The organism is Variovorax sp. ISS6 (assembly GCF_056523145.1).
Map to the genome: position 1 here is coordinate 6,035,167 of NZ_JAWRZC010000001.1, position 18,890 is coordinate 6,054,056.

Here is an 18,890-nt window from a genome sequence, read left to right on the forward strand (position 1 = left end):
TCTCCGACATTGGACGAAACCATGCGCCGATGAAATCTCCGAAGTCCCTCGCGGGCCTGGCGCTGCTCGCCGCGCTGATCGCACCTTCCACCCGGGCCGCCGAGCCCTTCGCCGTGCAGGACATCCGCCTGGAAGGCCTGCAGCGCGTGGAGGCGGGCACCGTCTTCGCGACCCTCGGCCTGCGCGCCGGCGATACCTACAGCGACGAACGCGGCAGCGAAGCGATCCGCGCGCTGTTCGCGCTGGGCCTGTTCAAGGACGTGCGCATCGACGTCAGCGGCCGCGTGCTGGTGGTGATCGTCGAGGAACGCCCGACCATCGCCGACGTCGACTTCACCGGCACCAAGGAATTCGACAAGGCGGCGCTGCAGAAGGCGCTGCGCGAGGTCGGGCTGGCCGAGGGCCGGCCCTACGACAAGGCGCTGGCCGACCGCGCCGAGCAGGAGCTCAAGCGCCAGTACCTGGGCCGCGGCCTCTACAACGCGCAGGTCGTCACCACCGCCACGCCCACCGAGCGCAACCGCGTGAACCTGAGCTTCGGCGTGACCGAGGGCGAGCCCGCGCGCATCCGCGAGGTCCGCATCGTCGGCGGCAGGGATTTCAGCGAGAGCACGCTGCTCGACCTGTTCGACCAGGACAGCGGCGGCTGGCTCAGCTGGTACACCAAGTCGAACCAGTACTCGCGCGCCAGGCTCGACGCCGACCTCGAGACCCTCAAGAGCTACTACATCACGCGCGGCTACCTCGAGTTCCGCGTCGACTCCACCCAGGTCGCGATCTCGCCCGACCGCCAGGACCTCGCGATCACCGTCAACATCACCGAAGGCGAGAAGTTCACGGTGGCCGGCGTGAAGCTCGCGGGCGACTACCTGGGCCGCGACGATGAATTCAAGACCCTGGTCACGGTCCGGCCCGGCGAGCCCTACAACGGCGAGCAGGTCGCGGCCACCACCAAGGCCTTCACCGACTACTTCGGCACCTTCGGCTATGCCTTCGCGCGCGTGAAGGCCGAGCCCGAGATCGACCGCGCACGCCACCGCGTGACCATGGTGCTGCGCGCCGAGCCCGCGCGCCGCGCCTACGTGCGGCGCATCCACATCGGCGGCAACGCGCGCACGCGCGACGAGGTGATCCGCCGCGAGTTCCGCCAATACGAGGGCGCCTGGTACGACGGCAACAGGATCAAGCTCTCGCGCGACCGCGTGGACCGGCTGGGCTTCTTCACCGACGTGAACGTCGAGACGCAGGAGATCCCCGGCTCGCCCGACCAGGTCGACATCGCGGTGACGGTGGCCGAGAAGCCCACGGGCTCGCTGCAGCTCGGCGCCGGCTATTCGTCCACCGACAAGATCTCGCTGAGCTTCGGCATCACGCAGGAGAACGTGTTCGGCTCGGGGAACTACCTGGGCCTGCAGGTCAACACGAGCTCCTACAACCGCACGATCTCGGTGACCGCCACCGATCCCTACTTCAGCAAGGACGGGATCTCGCGCACCTTCAACCTGTTCCACACCACCACCCGCCCCTACTACGAGGCCGACGGCAACTACAAGCTCGCGAGCGACGGCGGCTCGGTGCGCTTCGGCATCCCGGTCGGCGAACTCGACCGGATCTACCTGGGCATCGGCGTGGAGCGCTATGCGTTCACGCCCGGCAGCAACGGCAGCTACACGCTGGTCGACGGCTCCTATGTCTACACCGCGACGCCGCAGGCCTACCTCGACTACTTCCAGTGCACCGGCACGGCGCCGAGCGTGAGCTGCGCCAACCGCAACGTGGTGGCCTTTCCGGCCACGCTGGGCTGGTCGCGCGACGACCGCGACAGCGCGCTGATCCCGACCCGGGGCCGGCTGCAGAGCGCGAACCTCGAGGTCGGCGTGGGCGGCGCGCTGCGCTACCTCAAGAGCAACTACCAGTACCAGCAGTACTTCCCGCTGTCCAAGCAGTACACGCTGGCCTTCAACGGCGAGCTCGGCTATGCGCGCGCGCTCGGCGACTCGGCCTTTCCGATCTTCAAGAACTTCTACGCGGGCGGGCTGGGCTCGATCCGCGGCTTCGAGCAGAACTCGCTGGGGCCGCGCGACGCGGTGACCGAAGGCGCGCTGGGCGGCACGCGCAAGGCGATCTTCAACCTCGAGTTCAGCACGCCGTTCCCGGGCGCGGGCAACGACCGCTCGCTGCGGCTGTACAGCTTCCTCGACGCGGGCAACGTGTTCGCGAGCCGCACGGCCAGCATGAGCGATGCGCAATGGAAGGCGCAGAACAGGTTGCGTGCCTCGGCCGGCCTGGGCATCAGCTGGATCTCGCCGCTCGGGCCGTTGCGACTGGCCTATGCGGTGCCGCTGCGCTACCAGAAGGAGGACACGGCCAACGGCATCGCGGCCGACCGCACGCAGCGGCTGCAGTTCCAGATCGGCACCGCGTTCTGAGCGCCATGGCCCGCATCCTGCTGGTGGAAGACGCGCGCCACGACAGCGCCGCCGCGCTGCACGGCCTGCTGCACGCGGCCGGCCACGAGGTCGAGCGGATCGGCGACGGCGCGGCCGCGCTCGAGCGCATCCTGCAGGCGCCGCCCGCGCTCACGCTGCTCGAGGTGGCGCTGCCGCGCATCGACGGCCTGCGGGTGCTGGAGGCCGTGCGTTCGCTGAGCGACCATCCGATCATCATGCTGACGGCGCGCACGCGCGAGGCCGACCGGCTGCGCGGGCTCGACCTCGGGGCCGACGACTACGTCTGCAAGCCCTTCTCGCCGCGCGAGGTGGTGGCGCGCGTGAACACGGTGCTGCGCCGCCATGCGCAGCGCCGGCACGCGGCGCGGCCCTCGGCGGCCGTGGCCTTCGATGACGCCGGGGGCGGGGCGCGGCTCGAGGGCCGGCCGCTGGCGCTGACGCGGCGCGAGCTGCTGCTGCTGCGCGCGCTCTCGGGCGACCCGGGCCGGGTGTTCAGCCGTTCGACGCTGCTCGAGGCCGCGTTCCCCGAGGCGCTCGAGGTGAACGAGCGCGCGGTCGACGGCCACATCAAGAACCTGCGCCGCAAGCTCTCGGCCGCGGCGCCCGCGCACGACTGGATCCGCTCGATCTACGGCGTGGGCTTCAGCTTCGCGGAGCGGCCGGCCTGAACTTCAACGGGCCTGGTAGCGGCAGGCCCCCGCGCCGCGGCGCGCGCCCGGCTTCGGCGCGGCGGGACTGTAGCTGTCGAAGGGCTGGCCGGGCCGGGGACGGGCCTGCTGCGGCAGTGCCGCGCGCTCGATCTCCATGATCGGCGCGAGCGTGGAGACCGGCGTGCGGCGCACCGTGCCGCGCCCGCCGGTCTCGGGCGGGCACTCGTCGCGCACCGCGACCACCGTGCCGGCCGCGAGGCCGCAGAAGGCCAGCGCGCCCGCCAGGCGCTGCATGCGCTTGCCGCGGCGCTCGGCGGGCGCGGCAAGGCTCACGTCGACTCCTCCCCGAGGGCCGTGCCGCCGACCACGCAGGGCCGCGTGGCGCGGCCCTCGGCCCAGTGGATCGCGAAGATCCAGGCGGGGGCGAACAGCCCGAACAGCGCGAGGAGCGCGAGCCACAGGAGGTCGATGCACGGTGTCATGGCAGCCATCGTGCGTGCCGATTCGGGAGAAAAATGGGAGATGGGCCCTCCCAGATTCCTCCACATTTGGCGGTCATGATCGGCGGCTTGCCGATGACGCTCCCGTCCGCCCTGCCCGCGCCACCCGCGTCGCCTGTCGCAGAATGCGGCCCTCACCTCCCGAGACCATGCCGCGCCTGCGCCTGACCCTCTCCCGCAAGATCTTCCTCGCGCTCGCCGCGCTGCTGATCGTGCTGCTGCTGAGCTTCGCAGGGCTGTCGATCCTCGCGCTGCAGCGCGGCCTCGGCGCCTACGTGGCCGAGATCGAGATCCGCCGCATGGACTGGCTCTCGCAGCTGGTGCTCAAGCACTACGTGCTCAATGGCGACTGGAAGAGCCTGCGCGACAACGACGAGGCCTGGCACCGGCTGCAGATGGGCCGCGTGGCGACGGTGCTCGACAACGCGAGCACGCCCGACGACCGCCGGCTGCCGCCCTGGTACGAGTACCGCACGCGCGGCGCCCCGCCCGAGGGCTCGGCCGACAACGGCCCGCCGCCGATGCCGCCGGGCCAGCTCGAGCTGCTGCCGCGGCGCGCGGCGCCGGCGATGCCGCCGCCCTTCTTCTTCGCCGATCCGCGCGCGATGGCCGACTCGATCTACCAGCGGCTCGCGGTGCTCGACGCGCAGGGTGCGCGCGTGGTGGGCGCGACCATCGACCCCGAGAACGCGGCGCGCCTGCCGATACGGCGCGGCCGGGCCGTCATCGGCTACCTCGCGCTGGCGCCGCTGCAGGGCCTGGAGAGCGAGGCCGACCGCGCCTTCCTGGCGCGGCAGTCGGGCGTGATCGTGCTCACGGGCCTCGCGGGCCTGGTGTTCGCGCTGGCGCTCTCCTACCTGCTGGCGCGGCGCTGGTTCAAGCCGGTCGACGACCTGACGCAGGCGGCGCAGGACGTGGCGCGCGGCCGGCTGTCGACGCGCGTGGTGGTGCAGGGCTCGGACGAGCTCGCGCTGCTGGGCAAGACCTTCAACGACATGGCGCAGCGGCTCGACACGGTGGAGGCCTCGCGCCGCGCCTGGCTGGCCGATGCCGCGCACGAGCTGCGCACGCCGCTGGCCGCGATGCGCGCCGAGATCGAGGCGCTGCAGGACGGCGTGCGCACCTTCGACGAACGCACGGCGCTGCGGCTGCACCGCCAGGTGATCCGGCTCGGCCAGCTGGTGGACGACCTGCGCAGCAGCATGCGCGCGCCGCAGAGCGACCTGCCGACCACGACGGTGTATCCGCTGTCGCTGCTCAAGGAGGCGCTGGACCACACGCGCGACCGCTTCGCGCAGCGCGGCATCGCGGTCGACCGGCGCGCCATCGACCTGATCGCGGCACGCAAGCAGCCGGCGATCGAGGGCGACGCGCACCGGCTGCACCAGGTCTTCATGAACCTGCTCGAGAACACGCTGGCCTACACCGACCCCGGCGGCGTGCTGCGCATCGACGTCACGGTGGAGGGGCCGTGGACCGGCCACAGCCTCACGCTGCTGTTCGACGACAGCGCACCGGGCGTGCCCGAGAGCGAATTGCCACGCCTGTTCGACCGCCTGTTCCGCGGCGAGACCTCGCGCAGCCGCGAGCACGGCGGCTCGGGCCTGGGCCTGTCGATCTGCCGCACCACCATCGAGGCGCATGGCGGCACCATCGACGCCTCGCCCTCGCCGATGGGCGGGCTGCGCGTCACCCTCACCCTGCCGCTGGCCACTTCACCATGAGCCGCCCATGACCCGCATCGTGATCGTCGAGGACGAAGCCGACATCGCCTCGGTGGTGCAGGACTACCTGCGCCACGCGGGCTACGAGACCACGCATTTCGCCGATGGCCAGAGCGCCCTCGAGAGCATCGTGGCCGCGCCGCCCGACCTGACCCTGCTCGACATCATGCTGCCGCGGCTCGACGGCATCGAGGTGCTGCGGCGCGCACGCGAGCACACGGCTCATCCGATCATCATGCTGACGGCGCGCATCGAGGAGGTCGACCGGCTGCTGGGCCTGGAGCTCGGCGCCGACGACTACGTCTGCAAGCCCTTCTCGCCGCGCGAGCTGGTGGCGCGCGTGCGCGCGGTGCTGCGTCGCGCCGCGCCGGGCCTGTCCGACCCGGGAGGGCCGGGGCGCGCCGCGACCGACGCGGCGCCCGGGCTGGTGCTCGACGACGTGCACTGGCGCGCCTCGCTCGAGGGCACGCCGCTGAACCTCACGCGGCGCGAGTTCGGGCTGCTGCAGGTGCTGTCGCGCCATCCGGGGCGCATCTTCTCGCGCGCGCGGCTGCTCGAGCTGGCCTACGACGACACGGTGGACGTGACCGAGCGCGCGATCGACAGCCACGTGAAGAACCTGCGCCGCAAGCTCGGCGCGGTGACGCCCGGGCACGACTGGATCCGCTCGGTGTACGGCGTGGGCTTCGCGTGGGAAGCACCGCCGCCCGCGGACTGAGCCGCCCCGCTACTGCGGACCGCCGCAGAAGGGCACGGCCGAGGTGTCGGCCGCGGTGAAGCGCATCGTGCTGGCGCGCCGCGCGCTGCGCGGCTTGTTCGCGGGCCATTCGCTCTCGGTCCAGCTGAAGCTCCAGCCATAGGCGGCGCCGGGCCGCGCGGCGTCGGCATAGGCGATGCGCAGGCTGCCGGCGGTCTCGTCGTGGCAATGCGGCGAGGTCTTGTATTCCTTCTCGGAGAAGCAGGCGCGGATCATCTGCGAGCACCAGAACGGGATGTCCTCGTAGGCGGCCCTGGCGCCGGCCGGGTCGCCGTCGATCGGCACGAAGTCGGCCACCACGAAGCTGGCGCCACCGCCCGAATACATGTCGCTGAAGGCGCTCTGCACCGCGACCGCCCAGCGGCCGTCGGCCAGCGGATAGAGCGCGGGCGCGAGCGAGCGCTGCGCCTCGCGGCCGCCACCGAGCTTCGAGGGCGTGCCCTGGTAGGCCGAGAAGTCATGCAGCCGCTGCAGGCGCCAGCTTCCGTCCGCATTTCTCTGGACGCGCGCCATGGCGAGCGGCTTCACCGACAGCACCACGTACTCGCCCTCGGCACTGCCGCGCGGCCGGTAGAGGCCAAGCTCGCCGGCGTTGCAGGACGTCGAGAGCAATGCGCACAACGTGGGGCGCCATTGGGCGTCGACCGATTCCGGCTTGGCGACGCGGTCGAAGACCTGGGCTGTGGGGGCGGCGATCGCTGCCGTTGCGGCGAGGAACGAGAGCGCGGCGATGGCGGGACGGATGAAGGGCATGGGGCGATCTTAGGGCTGGCTTGCTGCGGTTCGGGGTGCGGGCGGTTCGACGACCGGCATACTTGCCGCCGCCCTTCCCCCGACACGCCGAGGCCTCCATGACCCCAGAGCTGCGCCCCCTCTTCGACGCCCAGCGCGCCGCCAGCCTGCGCGACCAGGCCCCGCCCTGGAGCGTGCGCGCCGACCGCCTGCGCCGGCTGCGCGCGCTGGTGCGCGAGCACCGCGCCGCGATTGCCGCGGCGATCAGCGCCGACTTCTCGAACCGGCCGCGCCAGGAGACCGAGCTGGCCGAGGTCTTCCCCACGCTCGAGGGCATCGACCATGCGCTGCGCCACGGCAAGCGCTGGATGCGCGTGCGCCGCCGCAGCACCGGGCTGTGGTTCAAGCCCGCGTCCTCGCGGCTGATGCCGCAGCCGCTCGGCGTGGTCGGCATCGTCGTGCCCTGGAACTACCCGCTGTACCTCGCGGCCGGGCCGCTCACGGCCGCGCTGGCCGCGGGCAACCGCGCGATGCTCAAGCAGTCGGAGTACACGCCGCGCTTCGCCGAACTGTTCGCGCGGCTCGTGGGCGAGGCCTTCGCGCCCGACGAGATCGCGGTGGTCAACGGCGACGCCGAGGTCGCGCGCGCATTCGCGAGCCTGCCCTTCGACCACCTGCTGTTCACCGGCTCGACCGAGGTCGGCCGCCACGTGATGCGCGCCGCGAGCGAACACCTGACGCCGGTCACGCTCGAGCTCGGCGGCAAGTCGCCGGCCATCGTGGGCCGCGGCGCCGCCTTCGACAAGGCGGTGGAGCGCATCCTCGTGGGCAAGACGCTCAACGCCGGCCAGACCTGCATCGCGCCCGACTACGTGCTGGTGCCGCGCGAGCAGCAGGCGCGCTTCGTCGAGACCGCGCGGCGCGTGTTCGCCTCGCTCTACCCCGACCTGGGGCGCAACACCGACTACACCAGCATCGTGAGCCCGCGCCATTTCGCGCGGCTCGCGTCGCTGGTGGACGAGGCCCGGGCGCAGGGGGCCGCGGTGGAACGGCTGGGCGACGCGCCGGCCGATGCCGCGTCGCGGCGGCTGCCGCCGGTGCTGCTCACCGGCGTGGACGACGGCATGCGCGTGATGCAGGAGGAGATCTTCGGCCCCGTGCTGCCGCTCGTGCCCTACGACACGCTCGAGGAGGCCATCGGCTACGTCAACGCCCGGCCGCGGCCGCTCGCGCTCTACCTGTTCGAGAAGCAGCGCGCGGACATCGACCGCGTGCTGGCCCGGACCGTGGCCGGCGGCGTGACCGTCAACGACACGCTGTTGCACATCGCGCAGGACGACCTGCCCTTCGGCGGCGTCGGCGCGAGCGGCATGGGTGCCTACCACGGCGAGTTCGGCTTCCAGACCTTCTCGAAGATGAAGCCGGTGTTCCACCAGTCGGGCCTCAACGGCCTCGGCCTGTTCAAGCCGCCCTACGGCAAGACCTTCGAGCGCATGCTGAAGCTGCTGGCGCGCTGAGGCCGCCACCGCGGCCGCGAAGGATCGGGCAAGAACCGGCAAACGCAGGGCCGGAAACGGCCAGCCCCGAAGCGCCCGCGCACCGAAGATGGGCCCATGCGAGAAGAAAGTTCGCCTGCCAGCCGGTGTCGCCGGCGCGACGCCCTTGTTTCGGAGAAAAAGGCAAGAACCGCGTTCGATCCGGATAACGCCCGAGGCGGCAGCGGCGCGACACTTCCAAGCATGCCGGGAGCCCCTTGGCAACCGTGCATCCCCCAAGCATGAGGAGTTATCCATGACCGCAATCCAGGACAAAGTCGTTCTCATCACCGGCGCGAGCAGCGGCATCGGCGAAGCGACCGCGCGGCTGCTCGCGCGTCGCGGCGCGCATGTGGTGCTCGGTGCGCGCCGCACCGACCGGCTCGCGGCGCTCGCGGCCGAGATCCGGGCCACCGGCGGCTCGGCGAGCTTCCAGCGGCTCGACGTCACGCTGCGCCCCGAGATGGAGGCCTTCGCCGAACTGGCGCTCGAGCGCCACGACCGCATCGACGCGCTGGTCAATGCCGCGGGCGTGATGCCGCGCTCGCCGCTGTGGATGCGCAAGATCGAGGAGTGGGAGCTCATGATCGACGTCAACCTGCGCGGCGTGCTGCTCGGCATCGCGGCCGTGCTGCCGACCATGCAGGAACAGGGCTGGGGCCACATCGTGAACCTCGCGCCGGTGTCGGTCACGGGCGTGACGGCCGAGTCGGCCGTCTACCACGGCACGCAGTACGCGGTGGACGCGATCTCCGAGGGCCTGCGCCAGGAGCATGCGGGCCGCGTGCGCGTGAGCGTGCTCCATCCCGAACTCGCGCCGCCGGGCGATCCGCGCCTGGAGCGCATCGCGGCGGGCCTGGCGGGCGAACGCATGTCGACGCGGCGGCGCCTGCTGGCGCCGGCCGACGCGGTGGCGCGTTCGATCGCCGGCGCGATCGAGGGCGGCTACTACGCGGCGCATCCCGTGCCCGCGCTGCTGCGCTCGCCGGGCGGCCGCTCGGACAGCGCGCCCGAGGAGCCGGCCGAGTACGCCTTCTGATTCAGTAAGCCTTGTAGGGCAGGAACTTGCCCGAGAGCACCACGTTCACGCGGTCGCCCTTGGGATCGGGCTCGCGCTGGATGTCCATGCTGAAGTCGATGGCGCTCATGATGCCGTCGCCGAACTCCTCGTGGATCAGTTCCTTGATGGTGGTGCCGTAGACGCTGACGATCTCGTACCAGCGGTAGATCAGCGGATCGGTCGGCACCGCCGAGGGCAGCGAGCCCTTGTACGGCACCACCTGCAGCCACTTCTGCTCCTCGGCGCTGAGGCCGAAGATGCGCCCGACGATCCTGGCCTGCTTCTCGTCGAGCGTCATCTGGCCGAGGCAGGCGGCGGTGGTCCATTCCTTCGAGAGGCCGAGCTTCTTCGCGACATCGGCCCACTGCAGGCCCTTGGCCACCTTGGTGGCGATGATCTTCTCGGTGACGTCGTTGCGGTTCATGGTTGGCTTGCTCCTGTGGTGTGCATGGGTACAAGCAACAGGCATGCCGAAAAACACGGGCAGCCGAACGCAGAGGTCGCGAAGGTTGCGCAGAAGTCGCAGAAGAAAACCACCAAAGGGTTCTGCTTCTGCGGCTTTCGCGTTCCTTTGTCTTCCTTCTGCGTTCGGCTGTCCGTGTTTCAGGCGCGTTCCCAGCGGAACTTGCGCTCCGACTCCGCGATGGGCTGGTCGTTGATGCTCGCGTAGCGCCGCTGCATCAGGCCGTTGGGCGCGAACTCCCAGTTCTCGTTGCCGTGGCTGCGGAACCAGTGGCCCGAGTCGTCGTGCCATTCGTACTCGAAGCGCACCGCGATGCGGTTGTCCATGAAGGCCCAGAGCGTCTTCTTCAGGCGGTAGTCGAGCTCGCGCACCCACTTGCGCTGCAGGAACTGCACCACCTGCTCGCGGCCGTTGACGAAGTCGGCGCGGTTGCGCCATTCGGTGTCGGGCGTGTAGGCCAGGCTCACGCGCACCGGGTCGCGCGTGTTCCAGGCATCTTCGGCGGCCTGGACCTTCTTGAGCGCGGTCTCGAGCGTGAACGGGGGCAGCGGCGGGCGGGATTCGGATTCCATGGCGGTCTTTCGGTGAAGAGGAGAAGGTTGGAAAAAGGCAGAGGCGGTGTAGCCCGGCCGCAATGTGCCACATGTAGACAGACCTGTCTACATGGCGACGGGAGTGCCTACAATCGCGCCATGGACCTGGACCTTTCCGCCCTGCCCGCGCGCGAGCGCATCCTGCTCACGGCGCACGACCTCTTCTATGCCGACGGCATCCGCGCCACCGGCATCGACCGCGTGATCGCGGCCTCGGCCGTGACCAAGGTCACCTTCTACCGCCACTTCCCCTCGAAGGACGACCTGGTGCGCGCCTTCCTCGACCACCGGCATGCGCGCTGGATGGCCTGGTTCGTCGATGCGCTGGGGCGGCGCGGCGCGCACGAGCGCAGCGGCGACGCGCAGGCCCTGCTGCTGCTGGCCGAAGTGATGGCCGAATGGTTCGCCGACCCGGTGTTCCGCGGCTGTGCCTTCATCAATGCCGTGGCCGAGGTCGGCGGCAGCGTCGAAGGCGCGGCCGAGCGCGCGCGCGATCACAAGCGCGAGATGGTCGAGGTGATCGCCGACCTGCTCCCCGCCACGCTGCCGCAGCGCATGGCGCTCGCGCAGGCCGCCGCCATCGGCATCGACGGCGCGATCGTCAAGGCGCAGATGGGCGGCGCCGAGCTGGTGCGCGAGGCGGTCGAGGACCTGCGCCGGCTGCTGCGCGCGCTGGCCGACGCCGCGGCGCCTACTTCACCACCATCGCGGTGAACGGCCACACATAGGCCTGCAGGGTCACGAGGATGCCGACCAGGCAGGCCAGCGCGATCGAGTGGAAGAACACGTAGCGCAGGATCTCTCCCTCGTGGTTGAACCAGCGCGTGGCGGTCGAGGCCACCACGATCGACTGCGCATCGATCATCTTGCCCATCACGCCACCCGAGCTGTTGGCCGCGCCCATGAGGTTGGGGCTCAGCCCGAGCTGGTCGGCCGCCACCTTCTGCATGCCGCCGAACAGCACGTTCGAGGCCGTGTCGGACCCCGTGAGCGCCACGCCCAGCCAGCCCATCAGGGTGCCGAAGAAGGGATACAGCACGCCCGTGTTGGCGAAGGCCAGGCCCAGGGTGGTGTCGAGCCCCGAGTAGCGCGTGAGCGTGCCCAGCGCGAGCATCAGCACGATGGTGAGCAGCGAGAACTTCACCAGCCACAGCGTGCGGCCGTAGGCGGCCACGAGCTGGACCGGGTTGTACTTCATGACCAGCCCGCCCACGAGCGCCGACACCAGGATGCCGGTGCCGGTGGCCGAGAGCAGCAGCAGCTGGTAGACCGCGCCTTCCTTGGTCGGCTTGGGCACCACCGGCGCCACCTTCTCGATCATGTTGTGCAGCCCCTCGATCGGGAAGTTGGGCGCGAAGATGCCGTTGAGCCAGGTCTTGACCGCGGGCAGGCCCCAGATGAACACGAACACCGTGAGGATCAGCCACGGGGTCCAGGCCCGCACCACCGCGGCGGTGGGATGCCTGGTGGGCGCACCCACCGGCGCGGCCTCGCCGCCGTCGGCCTCGTGGCCCTTGAGCGAGACCGAGGTCCAGACCTTGGCGGGCCTCCACACGCGCAGGAACAGCACCAGGCAGACCATCGAGACGATGGCCGCGATGATGTCCACCAGCTCGGGACCGATGAAGTTCGACACCAGGTACTGCGGGATCGCGAACGAGACACCGGTGACCAGGATCGCCGGCCAGATCTCCCACATGCCCTTGCGGCCCGCGAAGGCCCAGATCAGCCAGAACGGCACCAGCACCGAGAAGAAGGGCAACTGCCGGCCGATCATCGCGGTGACGGCCATCAGGTCGTAGCCGTGCACCTTGGCCAGCGTGATCACCGGCGTGCCGAGCGCGCCGAAGGCCACCGGCGCGGTGTTGGCGATCAGCGAGAGCCCCGAGGCCGCGAGCGGCGAGAAGCCCAGCCCGATCAGGATGGCGGCCGTGACCGCCACCGGCGTGCCGAAGCCGGCCGCGCCCTCGAAGAAGGCGCCGAAGGCGAAGGCGATCAAAAGCAGCTGCAGCCGCCGGTCCTCGGTGATGCCGGCGATGGAGTCCTGCAGCACCTGGAAGCTGCCGTTCTGCTGCGTGAGCTGCTGCAGGAAGATGATGTTGAGCACGATCCAGCCGATCGGCAGCAGCCCGGTGATGCCGCCGAGGAAGGCGGCCTTGCCCGCCATGTCGGCCGGCATGCCGAAGGCGAAGACCGCGATCGCCAGCGCGCTGAGGAGGCCGAGCCCGGCCGCGAAGTGGGCCTTGACGTGCAGGAGGCCGAGGCACACCAGCATCACCACCACCGGTATCGCGGCGAGCGCCGTCGATACCACCATGTTCCCGAACGGGTTGTAAACCTGCTGCCAAACCATGTGTCTGTCTCCGTACTGTTGGTATTCGATGTGACGGATGCGCTGCAACACACTGCGATCGCTCAAGCCTCCTTTGCCGTTTCTCTCCTCTGCACTGCACTGCGGCGCGGCGAAACGAAGCGCCGGGGCGGTCGGGCCCGCGGCGCTTCGATACCATCGTACGCCCGCAACCCCCGCGGCGCACCACCTGCGGACAACCGTGGGCCGGCCCGCCCCCTCGGGTACAACCTCCTTCTACGCACTGCCTTCGCACCTTCATGGCTTCCACGCGCCTCCCCTCGACCCAGGGCCTGCTCGCCTTCGAGGCCGTCGCGCGCCTGCGCAGCGTGAACCTGGCGGCCGAGGAGCTCAGCGTGACGCCCAGCGCCGTGAGCCACCGCATCCGCCAGCTCGAGTCGCAGCTCGGCCTGCGCTTCTTCGCGGGCAGCGACTTCAGCCTCAGCGCCGACGGCATCGTCTACCTGGCGCGGGTGCGCGAGGCCATCTTCGCGCTCGAGCAGGTGCCCGGCCGCGAGGCCGCGCCCAACACCCGGCGGCTGCGCGTGGCCGTCACGCCCACCTTCTCGCGCCAGATCCTGATGCCGCAGCTCGCGCGCTTCTGCGAGGCCCATCCCGAGGTCGAGCTGGTGATGCAGGTGACGGCGCCGATGCGCGAGAACGCGCTCGACGAGGCCGACATCGAGTTGCGTTTCGGCGCCGGACCGTTCCGCCAGCGCGAGTTCCTGCAGTTCCCGGCCGATGCGCTCACGCCCGTGTGCAGCCCGGCCTACCTGAAGCGCCACGGCCCGTTCGAGGGCTTCGCCACCCGGGCCGAGGTGGAGCGCGCCCAGCTGCTGCGCACCCCGCTCGAGAACTGGCGCATCTGGTTCGCGGCGCACGGCATCGGCCTGCCCGAGCCCGCCAGTGGCGCCCAGTTCACCGACCTGGGCCTGCTGCTCGAGGCGGCGGCCGAAGGCCTGGGCGTGGCGCTGATGCGGCTGCACCTGGGCCGCGCCTGGATCGACGGTGGCCGGCTGGTGCGGCTGTCGCCGGTCAGCGTGCCCTCGCCCAACCACTACTTCCTGTGCTGGCGGCCCGGTGCGCTGGAGCGGCCCGAATGCGCCGCGTTCGTGGCCTGGGCGCGGCAGTCGCTCGAAGGCTGAGCCGGGCGCCTGAATTCTTTTCAGATCGCCGGCCAGCGTTTTTCAGCCCGGCCGGGCCCCGCCGAAGCCACACTCACGGCGCCGCGCGTTGCGCTGCGGGAGGGGCTGCTGCCCAATAATGGCGGCGGCCCGGCCCCCAGGCCCGCCCACGACAACAACCCGTTCCACAGGAGACTCCCCGTGCCCGACCTTTCCAAGATCACCTGCATCGAAGACCTGCGGGTGGTCGCCAAGCGGCGCGTGCCGAAGATGTTCTACGACTACGCCGACTCCGGCGCATGGACCGAGAGCACCTACCGCGCCAACGAGAGCGACTTCCAGAAGATCAAGCTGCGCCAGCGCGTGGCGGTCAACATGGAGGGCCGCTCCACCCGCACCACCATGATCGGGCAGGACGTGGCGATGCCGGTGGCGATCGCGCCCACGGGCCTCACGGGCATGCAGCACGCCGACGGCGAGATCCTGGGCGCGCTCGCGGCCAAGGCCTTCGGCATCCCGTTCACGCTCTCGACCATGAGCATCTGCTCGCTCGAGGACATCGCCGAGAACACCGGCCGCCATCCGTTCTGGTTCCAGCTCTACGTGATGAAGGATCGCGACTTCATCGAGCGCCTGATCGACCGCGCGCGCGCGGCCAACGTGTCGGCGCTGCAGCTCACGCTCGACCTGCAGATCCTCGGCCAGCGCCACAAGGACATCAAGAACGGCCTGACCACGCCGCCCAAGCCCACCATCAAGAACCTGCTGAACCTCGCGACCAAGCCGCACTGGTGCCTCGGCATGCTGGGCACCAAGCGCCGCACCTTCCGCAACATCGCGGGCCATGCCAAGGGCGTGAAGGACCTGTCCTCGCTGTCCTCGTGGACCGCCGAGCAGTTCGACCCGGCGCTGAACTGGGGCGACATCGAGTGGATCAAGAAGCGCTGGGGCGGCAAGCTGATCCTCAAGGGCATCCTCGACGCGGAAGACGCGCGGCTGGCCGCGAACAGCGGCGCCGACGCGCTGATCGTGTCGAACCACGGCGGACGCCAGCTCGACGGCGCGCCCTCCTCGATCAGCGCGCTGCCGGCCATCGTCGATGCCGTGGGCCGCGACATCGAGGTCTGGATGGACGGCGGCATCCGCAGCGGCCAGGACGTGCTCAAGGCACGCGCCCTCGGTGCCCGCGGCACGCTGATCGGCCGCAGCTTCCTCTACGGCCTGGGCGCCTACGGCCAGGCCGGCGTGACGCGCGCGCTGCAGATCATCCACAAGGAACTCGACGTGACCATGGCGTTCTGCGGCCACACGAGCATCGACACGGTGGATTCGGGGATCCTGCTGCCGGGCACGTTCTAGCAGGTCCGCGCCAGGGGCACGGGCCGCGCGCAAGGCCACGTCGGCGATAGGCCGATGCGGCACCCGCTGACACGACCCGGCCGTCGTGCGGCGCAGAATGGTCCGGCAACAACAACACGGCCGCCGGCCCGTTCGGTGGCCCACAGGCACCATGAGCGCGACCACGCCCCTCCAGGCCGGCCCGGCAAGCCCGGCGGCCTCCGCATCCCCACCCCACTACAGCGCGGAAGAGAAGCGCCACCGCGTGTTCGCGATCATGGCGGCCTCCTCGGGCAACCTGGTCGAGTGGTTCGACTTCTACGTCTACGCGTTCTCGGCGCTCTATTTCGCGCCGGCCTTCTTCCCCAAGTCCGATCCCACCGCGCAGCTGCTCAACACCGCCGGCGTGTTCGCGGCCGGCTTCCTGATGCGGCCGATCGGCGGCTGGCTGTTCGGCCGCATCGCCGACCGGCTCGGGCGCAAGACCTCGATGCTGATCTCGGTCACGATGATGTGCGGCGGCTCGCTGGTCATCGCCTGCCTGCCGACCTACGCGGCCATCGGCGCCTGGGCGCCGTTCCTGCTGTTGATGTGCCGGCTGTTCCAGGGCCTGTCGGTGGGCGGCGAATACGGCACCACCGCCACCTACATGAGCGAGGTCGCGCTGCGCGGGCAGCGCGGCTTCTTCTCCTCGTTCCAGTACGTCACGCTGATCGGCGGCCAGTTGCTCGCGGTGCTGGTGATCGTGGTGCTCGAGCAGTTGCTCAGCGAGGCCGAGCTCAAGGCCTGGGGCTGGCGCATCCCGTTCGTGATCGGCGCCATCGCCGCGGTGGTCGCGCTGCTGCTGCGCCGCACGCTGCACGAGACGCAGAGCGACGAAGCGAGGAAGAACAAGGAGGCCGGCAGCATCGGCGGCCTGTTCAGGCACCACACGCCGGCCTTCCTCACCGTGCTGGGCTACACGGCCGGCGGCTCGCTGATCTTCTACACCTTCACCACCTACATGCAGAAGTACCTGGTGAACACGGTGCACCTGCCGATCAAGACCGCGAGCTACGTGATGACCGGCGCCCTGTTCGCCTACATGTGCATGCAGCCGCTGTTCGGCGCGCTGTCGGACCGCATCGGCCGGCGCAACAACATGCTGCTGTTCGGCGGCCTGGGCGCGATCGCCACCGTGCCGATCCTCACCGCGCTGCAGCACACCACCAGCCCGTTGCTGGCCTTCGTGCTGATCATCGTGGCACTGGCCATCGTGAGCTTCTACACCTCGATCAGCGGCATCGTGAAGGCCGAGATGTTCCCGCCCGAGGTGCGCGCGCTCGGCGTGGGGCTGGCCTACGCGGTGGCCAACGCGATCTTCGGCGGCTCGGCCGAGTACGTGGCGCTGGGCCTGAAGTCGCTGGGCCACGAGTCGGCCTTCTTCTGGTACGTGAGCGCGATGATGGTGATCGCCTTCCTCGTGAGCCTGCGGCTGCCGAGACAGGCCAGCTATCTGCACCACGACCATTGACCTACTTGCGCGATCCGGCGGCGCGCGGCTAAACCATTCCGCGTAGGACGAGGCGACGTCTCGCCTCGCGGCACACGATCGTGGCACGCCACGGGTTGCTCCACGTGGCATCTCTGGTTAGTCTGCTCCGCGGCCCTATCGGCGGGCCAGCAGAACAACCAGGGAAGCCATGCCAGTTTCGTTCGCGGCCCTGTGGGCCAACCATCCCACCATCAAGGGCGACGCGCCCTTGCTCGACAAGGACGTCTACAAGGACCAGTGCGCGATCAACCTCGCCGCAGCCTTCATGCGCGCGGGCGTCTCCTTCGACCGCTTTCCCGGCACCTTCTCGTGGCAGGCCGACAAGCCGAAGTACCCGATCCGCGCGCAGGAGTTGGCGAACTGGTTCAGCCAGTCCCAGGGCGGCCTGATGCATCGGGTCGAGAAGTACGAGGGCAAGGACGGCTTCGAGAAGATCGCGGGCCGCAGCGGAGTCATCTTCATCCAGAACTACTGGGGGCCGGGCCGGCAAGGCGACCACATCGATCTCTGGAGCGGCGCCAGGCTCACCGATTTCTCGTCCTGGTTCCGCGTTCACATGGGCATTTCGTGGGAAGGCCTGATGACCGACTACCGCAAGGCCTCGGCCATCTGGTTCTGGTACGTGCCATGAACCGCCTCAAGCACCTCGCAGCCATCGTGGCCGGCGCGCTCATCGTCGGCTTCCTGTTCTACAAGCTCATCGGGCCTGCGGGCCAGTGGTACGAACTCCATCACGCACGCAATGACGGCGACCTGGGCACGCTCTACATGGTCGCGCTCGGCGTGCAGTGCGTGTCGATCGTCGTGGGCGGCTGGCTCGGCAGCCGCGTCTACCGGTGGCTGCGGCGCGGGTCCTGAGGGTTCCGGCTATCCCCGGCATGAGGATTTCCAAACCCGCGCCGAGGCGATGCGCGGCACCATGGAGCCTCAGCCAGGAGAACCACCATGACGCTCATCAGGAACCTCAGAAAACTCGTCGGCGGCGCCATCTCGCTCGCGGGCGCCGCGGTGCTGATCTCGCAGCACCTCTGACGCACCGCCCACAGCCCGCGGCGCTCAGTCCGCGTACACCCCCGCGGCCTTGATGATCGGGCTCCACTTCGCGATCTCGGCCGCCACGAACTTCTTGTGGCCCTCGGGCTCGATGCGCCCGTCGGTCGCGACCACGGCGCCCAGCGCTTCCTCGCGCTTGATGAAGTCGGCGTCCTTCAACGCGGCCTTCAGGGCTTCGTTGAGCTTCTTCTGGATCGCCGCCGGCGTGCCCTTGGGCGCGTAGAGGCCGTGCCAGATCGTGACCTGGAAGTCCTTCAGGCCCGACTCCTGCAAGGTGGGCAGGTCCTTGAGCAGCGGCGTGGTCAGGCGCTTGGGCGAGGTCACGGCATAGGCCTTGACCTTCTTGGCCTCGATCTGCGGCGAGGTGTTGGTGGTCTGGTCGCACAGCAGGTCGATCTGGCCGCCGATCAGGTCGGTGATGGCCGGCGCCGTGCCCTTGTAGGGCACGGTCGTCATCTCGGTCTTGGTGGCGCTCTGGTAGAGCAAGCCGCACAGGTGCGAGGCCGAGCCCACGCCGGCGTTGCCGATGTTGATCTTTCCCTTGTTGGCCGACACCCACGAGGACAGCTCGGCGTAGTTGTTGGCCGGCAGGCTGGGCTTGGCGATCAGGGTCATCGGCACGTCGTTGACGATGCCCAGGTACTCGAAGTCGGTCTCGACCTTGAACGGCACGTTGCGCACCAGCGTCGGCACGGTGGCCATGGCGATGTGGTTGAGCAGCAGCGTGTAGCCGTCGGGGGCCGCGCGCGCCACCTGGGCCGCGCCGATCGAGCTGCCCGCGCCGGGCACGTTGTCGATGATCACGCTCGCGCCGCCCAGCGGCTTGCGCAGCGCCTCGGCGAGGTCGCGCGCGACGCGGTCGGTGGGGCCGCCGGCCGCGAAGGGCACGACGATGGTGACGGGCTTGCCCGCCGGGAAGTCCTGCGCCTGCGCGGGGAGCGCGCAGGCGGCGGCCACCGTGGCGAGGGCGAAGGCGAAAGCGAAACGCTGGGTCATGGAGTCTCCGGGTATTGAAAGGTCGAATACG

The 18,890-nt window shown here is 70.0% G+C and carries 19 protein-coding genes; 12 read left to right on the forward strand and 7 right to left on the reverse strand.

Annotated elements, in window-relative coordinates:
- The first annotated feature begins 29 nt into the window (after positions 1-29).
- Together bamA and AC1HIL_RS27800 are read left to right on the forward strand one after the other, a co-directional pair.
- Complete coding sequence (gene bamA / locus AC1HIL_RS27795) at positions 30-2,429, forward strand: outer membrane protein assembly factor BamA (RefSeq protein ID WP_413762704.1); 2,400 nt, start codon at positions 30-32, stop codon at positions 2,427-2,429.
- A 5-nt stretch (positions 2,430-2,434) separates the two neighbouring features.
- On the forward strand, positions 2,435-3,118 hold the full coding sequence (locus AC1HIL_RS27800) for a response regulator (RefSeq protein WP_057595277.1): 684 nt from the start codon (positions 2,435-2,437) through the stop codon (positions 3,116-3,118).
- A gap of 3 nt (positions 3,119-3,121) precedes the next feature.
- On the opposite strand, the gene AC1HIL_RS27805 is transcribed toward AC1HIL_RS27800, so the two are convergent.
- Positions 3,122-3,433: a hypothetical protein gene (locus tag AC1HIL_RS27805; protein WP_057595278.1), complete on the reverse strand. Its 312-nt coding sequence runs from the start codon at positions 3,431-3,433 to the stop codon at positions 3,122-3,124.
- A complete protein-coding gene (locus AC1HIL_RS27810) occupies positions 3,430-3,582 on the reverse strand; it encodes a hypothetical protein (protein WP_479670527.1) in 153 nt (50 codons plus the stop codon). The genes AC1HIL_RS27805 and AC1HIL_RS27810 overlap by 4 nt, the downstream gene beginning before the upstream one ends.
- Before the next feature lie 167 nt (positions 3,583-3,749).
- On the opposite strand from AC1HIL_RS27810, the gene AC1HIL_RS27815 reads away from it, so the two are divergent.
- Both AC1HIL_RS27815 and AC1HIL_RS27820 read left to right on the forward strand, forming a co-directional pair.
- Complete coding sequence (locus AC1HIL_RS27815; protein WP_261215747.1) at positions 3,750-5,324, forward strand: ATP-binding protein; 1,575 nt, start codon at positions 3,750-3,752, stop codon at positions 5,322-5,324.
- A 7-nt stretch (positions 5,325-5,331) separates the two neighbouring features.
- Complete coding sequence (locus tag AC1HIL_RS27820) at positions 5,332-6,042, forward strand: response regulator (RefSeq protein WP_413762702.1); 711 nt, start codon at positions 5,332-5,334, stop codon at positions 6,040-6,042.
- Between the two features lie 9 nt (positions 6,043-6,051).
- On the opposite strand, the gene AC1HIL_RS27825 is transcribed toward AC1HIL_RS27820, so the two are convergent.
- A complete protein-coding gene (locus AC1HIL_RS27825) occupies positions 6,052-6,834 on the reverse strand; it encodes a hypothetical protein (RefSeq protein ID WP_057595281.1) in 783 nt (260 codons plus the stop codon).
- A 98-nt stretch (positions 6,835-6,932) separates the two neighbouring features.
- Here AC1HIL_RS27825 and AC1HIL_RS27830 point away from each other — a divergent pair, with 98 nt between their 5' ends.
- Both AC1HIL_RS27830 and AC1HIL_RS27835 read left to right on the forward strand, forming a co-directional pair.
- Complete coding sequence (locus AC1HIL_RS27830; protein ID WP_479670528.1) at positions 6,933-8,330, forward strand: coniferyl aldehyde dehydrogenase; 1,398 nt, start codon at positions 6,933-6,935, stop codon at positions 8,328-8,330.
- A gap of 274 nt (positions 8,331-8,604) precedes the next feature.
- Positions 8,605-9,387, forward strand: coding sequence for an SDR family oxidoreductase (locus AC1HIL_RS27835; protein WP_261215741.1), 783 nt, complete (start codon positions 8,605-8,607; stop codon positions 9,385-9,387).
- A 1-nt stretch (position 9,388) separates the two neighbouring features.
- Here the strand turns inward: AC1HIL_RS27835 and cynS are convergent, their stop codons facing one another.
- Both cynS and AC1HIL_RS27845 read right to left on the reverse strand, forming a co-directional pair.
- Complete coding sequence (cynS, locus tag AC1HIL_RS27840; RefSeq protein WP_479670529.1) at positions 9,389-9,832, reverse strand: cyanase; 444 nt, start codon at positions 9,830-9,832, stop codon at positions 9,389-9,391.
- A gap of 179 nt (positions 9,833-10,011) precedes the next feature.
- Positions 10,012-10,443, reverse strand: coding sequence for a nuclear transport factor 2 family protein (locus AC1HIL_RS27845; protein WP_057595284.1), 432 nt, complete (start codon positions 10,441-10,443; stop codon positions 10,012-10,014).
- A gap of 126 nt (positions 10,444-10,569) precedes the next feature.
- Here AC1HIL_RS27845 and AC1HIL_RS27850 point away from each other — a divergent pair, with 126 nt between their 5' ends.
- Positions 10,570-11,178 carry a TetR/AcrR family transcriptional regulator gene (locus tag AC1HIL_RS27850; protein WP_479672447.1) on the forward strand — a complete coding sequence of 203 codons (609 nt, stop codon included), beginning with the start codon at positions 10,570-10,572 and terminating at the stop codon, positions 11,176-11,178.
- On the opposite strand, the gene AC1HIL_RS27855 is transcribed toward AC1HIL_RS27850, so the two are convergent.
- A complete protein-coding gene (locus AC1HIL_RS27855; protein ID WP_057595285.1) occupies positions 11,156-12,817 on the reverse strand; it encodes an L-lactate permease in 1,662 nt (553 codons plus the stop codon). The two genes, AC1HIL_RS27850 and AC1HIL_RS27855, sit on opposite strands and share 23 nt — an antisense overlap.
- 257 nt (positions 12,818-13,074) lie before the next feature.
- Between AC1HIL_RS27855 and AC1HIL_RS27860 the strand changes: the two genes are divergently transcribed.
- From AC1HIL_RS27860 to AC1HIL_RS27880, 5 genes are all read left to right on the forward strand, one after another.
- A complete protein-coding gene (locus tag AC1HIL_RS27860) occupies positions 13,075-13,959 on the forward strand; it encodes a LysR substrate-binding domain-containing protein (protein ID WP_057595286.1) in 885 nt (294 codons plus the stop codon).
- 180 nt (positions 13,960-14,139) lie between these two features.
- Complete coding sequence (locus AC1HIL_RS27865; RefSeq protein WP_479670530.1) at positions 14,140-15,297, forward strand: alpha-hydroxy acid oxidase; 1,158 nt, start codon at positions 14,140-14,142, stop codon at positions 15,295-15,297.
- 151 nt (positions 15,298-15,448) lie between these two features.
- Entirely contained in the window at positions 15,449-16,789 is a 1,341-nt protein-coding gene (locus AC1HIL_RS27870) for an MFS family transporter (protein WP_422096236.1), read from the forward strand.
- Positions 16,790-16,958: 169 nt separating this feature from the next.
- Positions 16,959-17,441 (forward strand): type VI secretion system amidase effector protein Tae4, encoded by a 483-nt coding sequence (locus AC1HIL_RS27875; RefSeq protein WP_296735370.1) that lies wholly within the window; start codon positions 16,959-16,961, stop codon positions 17,439-17,441.
- Positions 17,438-17,668 carry a hypothetical protein gene (locus AC1HIL_RS27880; protein WP_422096235.1) on the forward strand — a complete coding sequence of 77 codons (231 nt, stop codon included), beginning with the start codon at positions 17,438-17,440 and terminating at the stop codon, positions 17,666-17,668. Before AC1HIL_RS27875 ends, AC1HIL_RS27880 begins: the two co-directional genes overlap by 4 nt.
- 198 nt (positions 17,669-17,866) lie before the next feature.
- Here the strand turns inward: AC1HIL_RS27880 and AC1HIL_RS27885 are convergent, their stop codons facing one another.
- Positions 17,867-18,859, reverse strand: coding sequence for a tripartite tricarboxylate transporter substrate-binding protein (locus AC1HIL_RS27885; RefSeq protein ID WP_479670531.1), 993 nt, complete (start codon positions 18,857-18,859; stop codon positions 17,867-17,869).
- Positions 18,860-18,890: the final 31 nt, after the last annotated feature.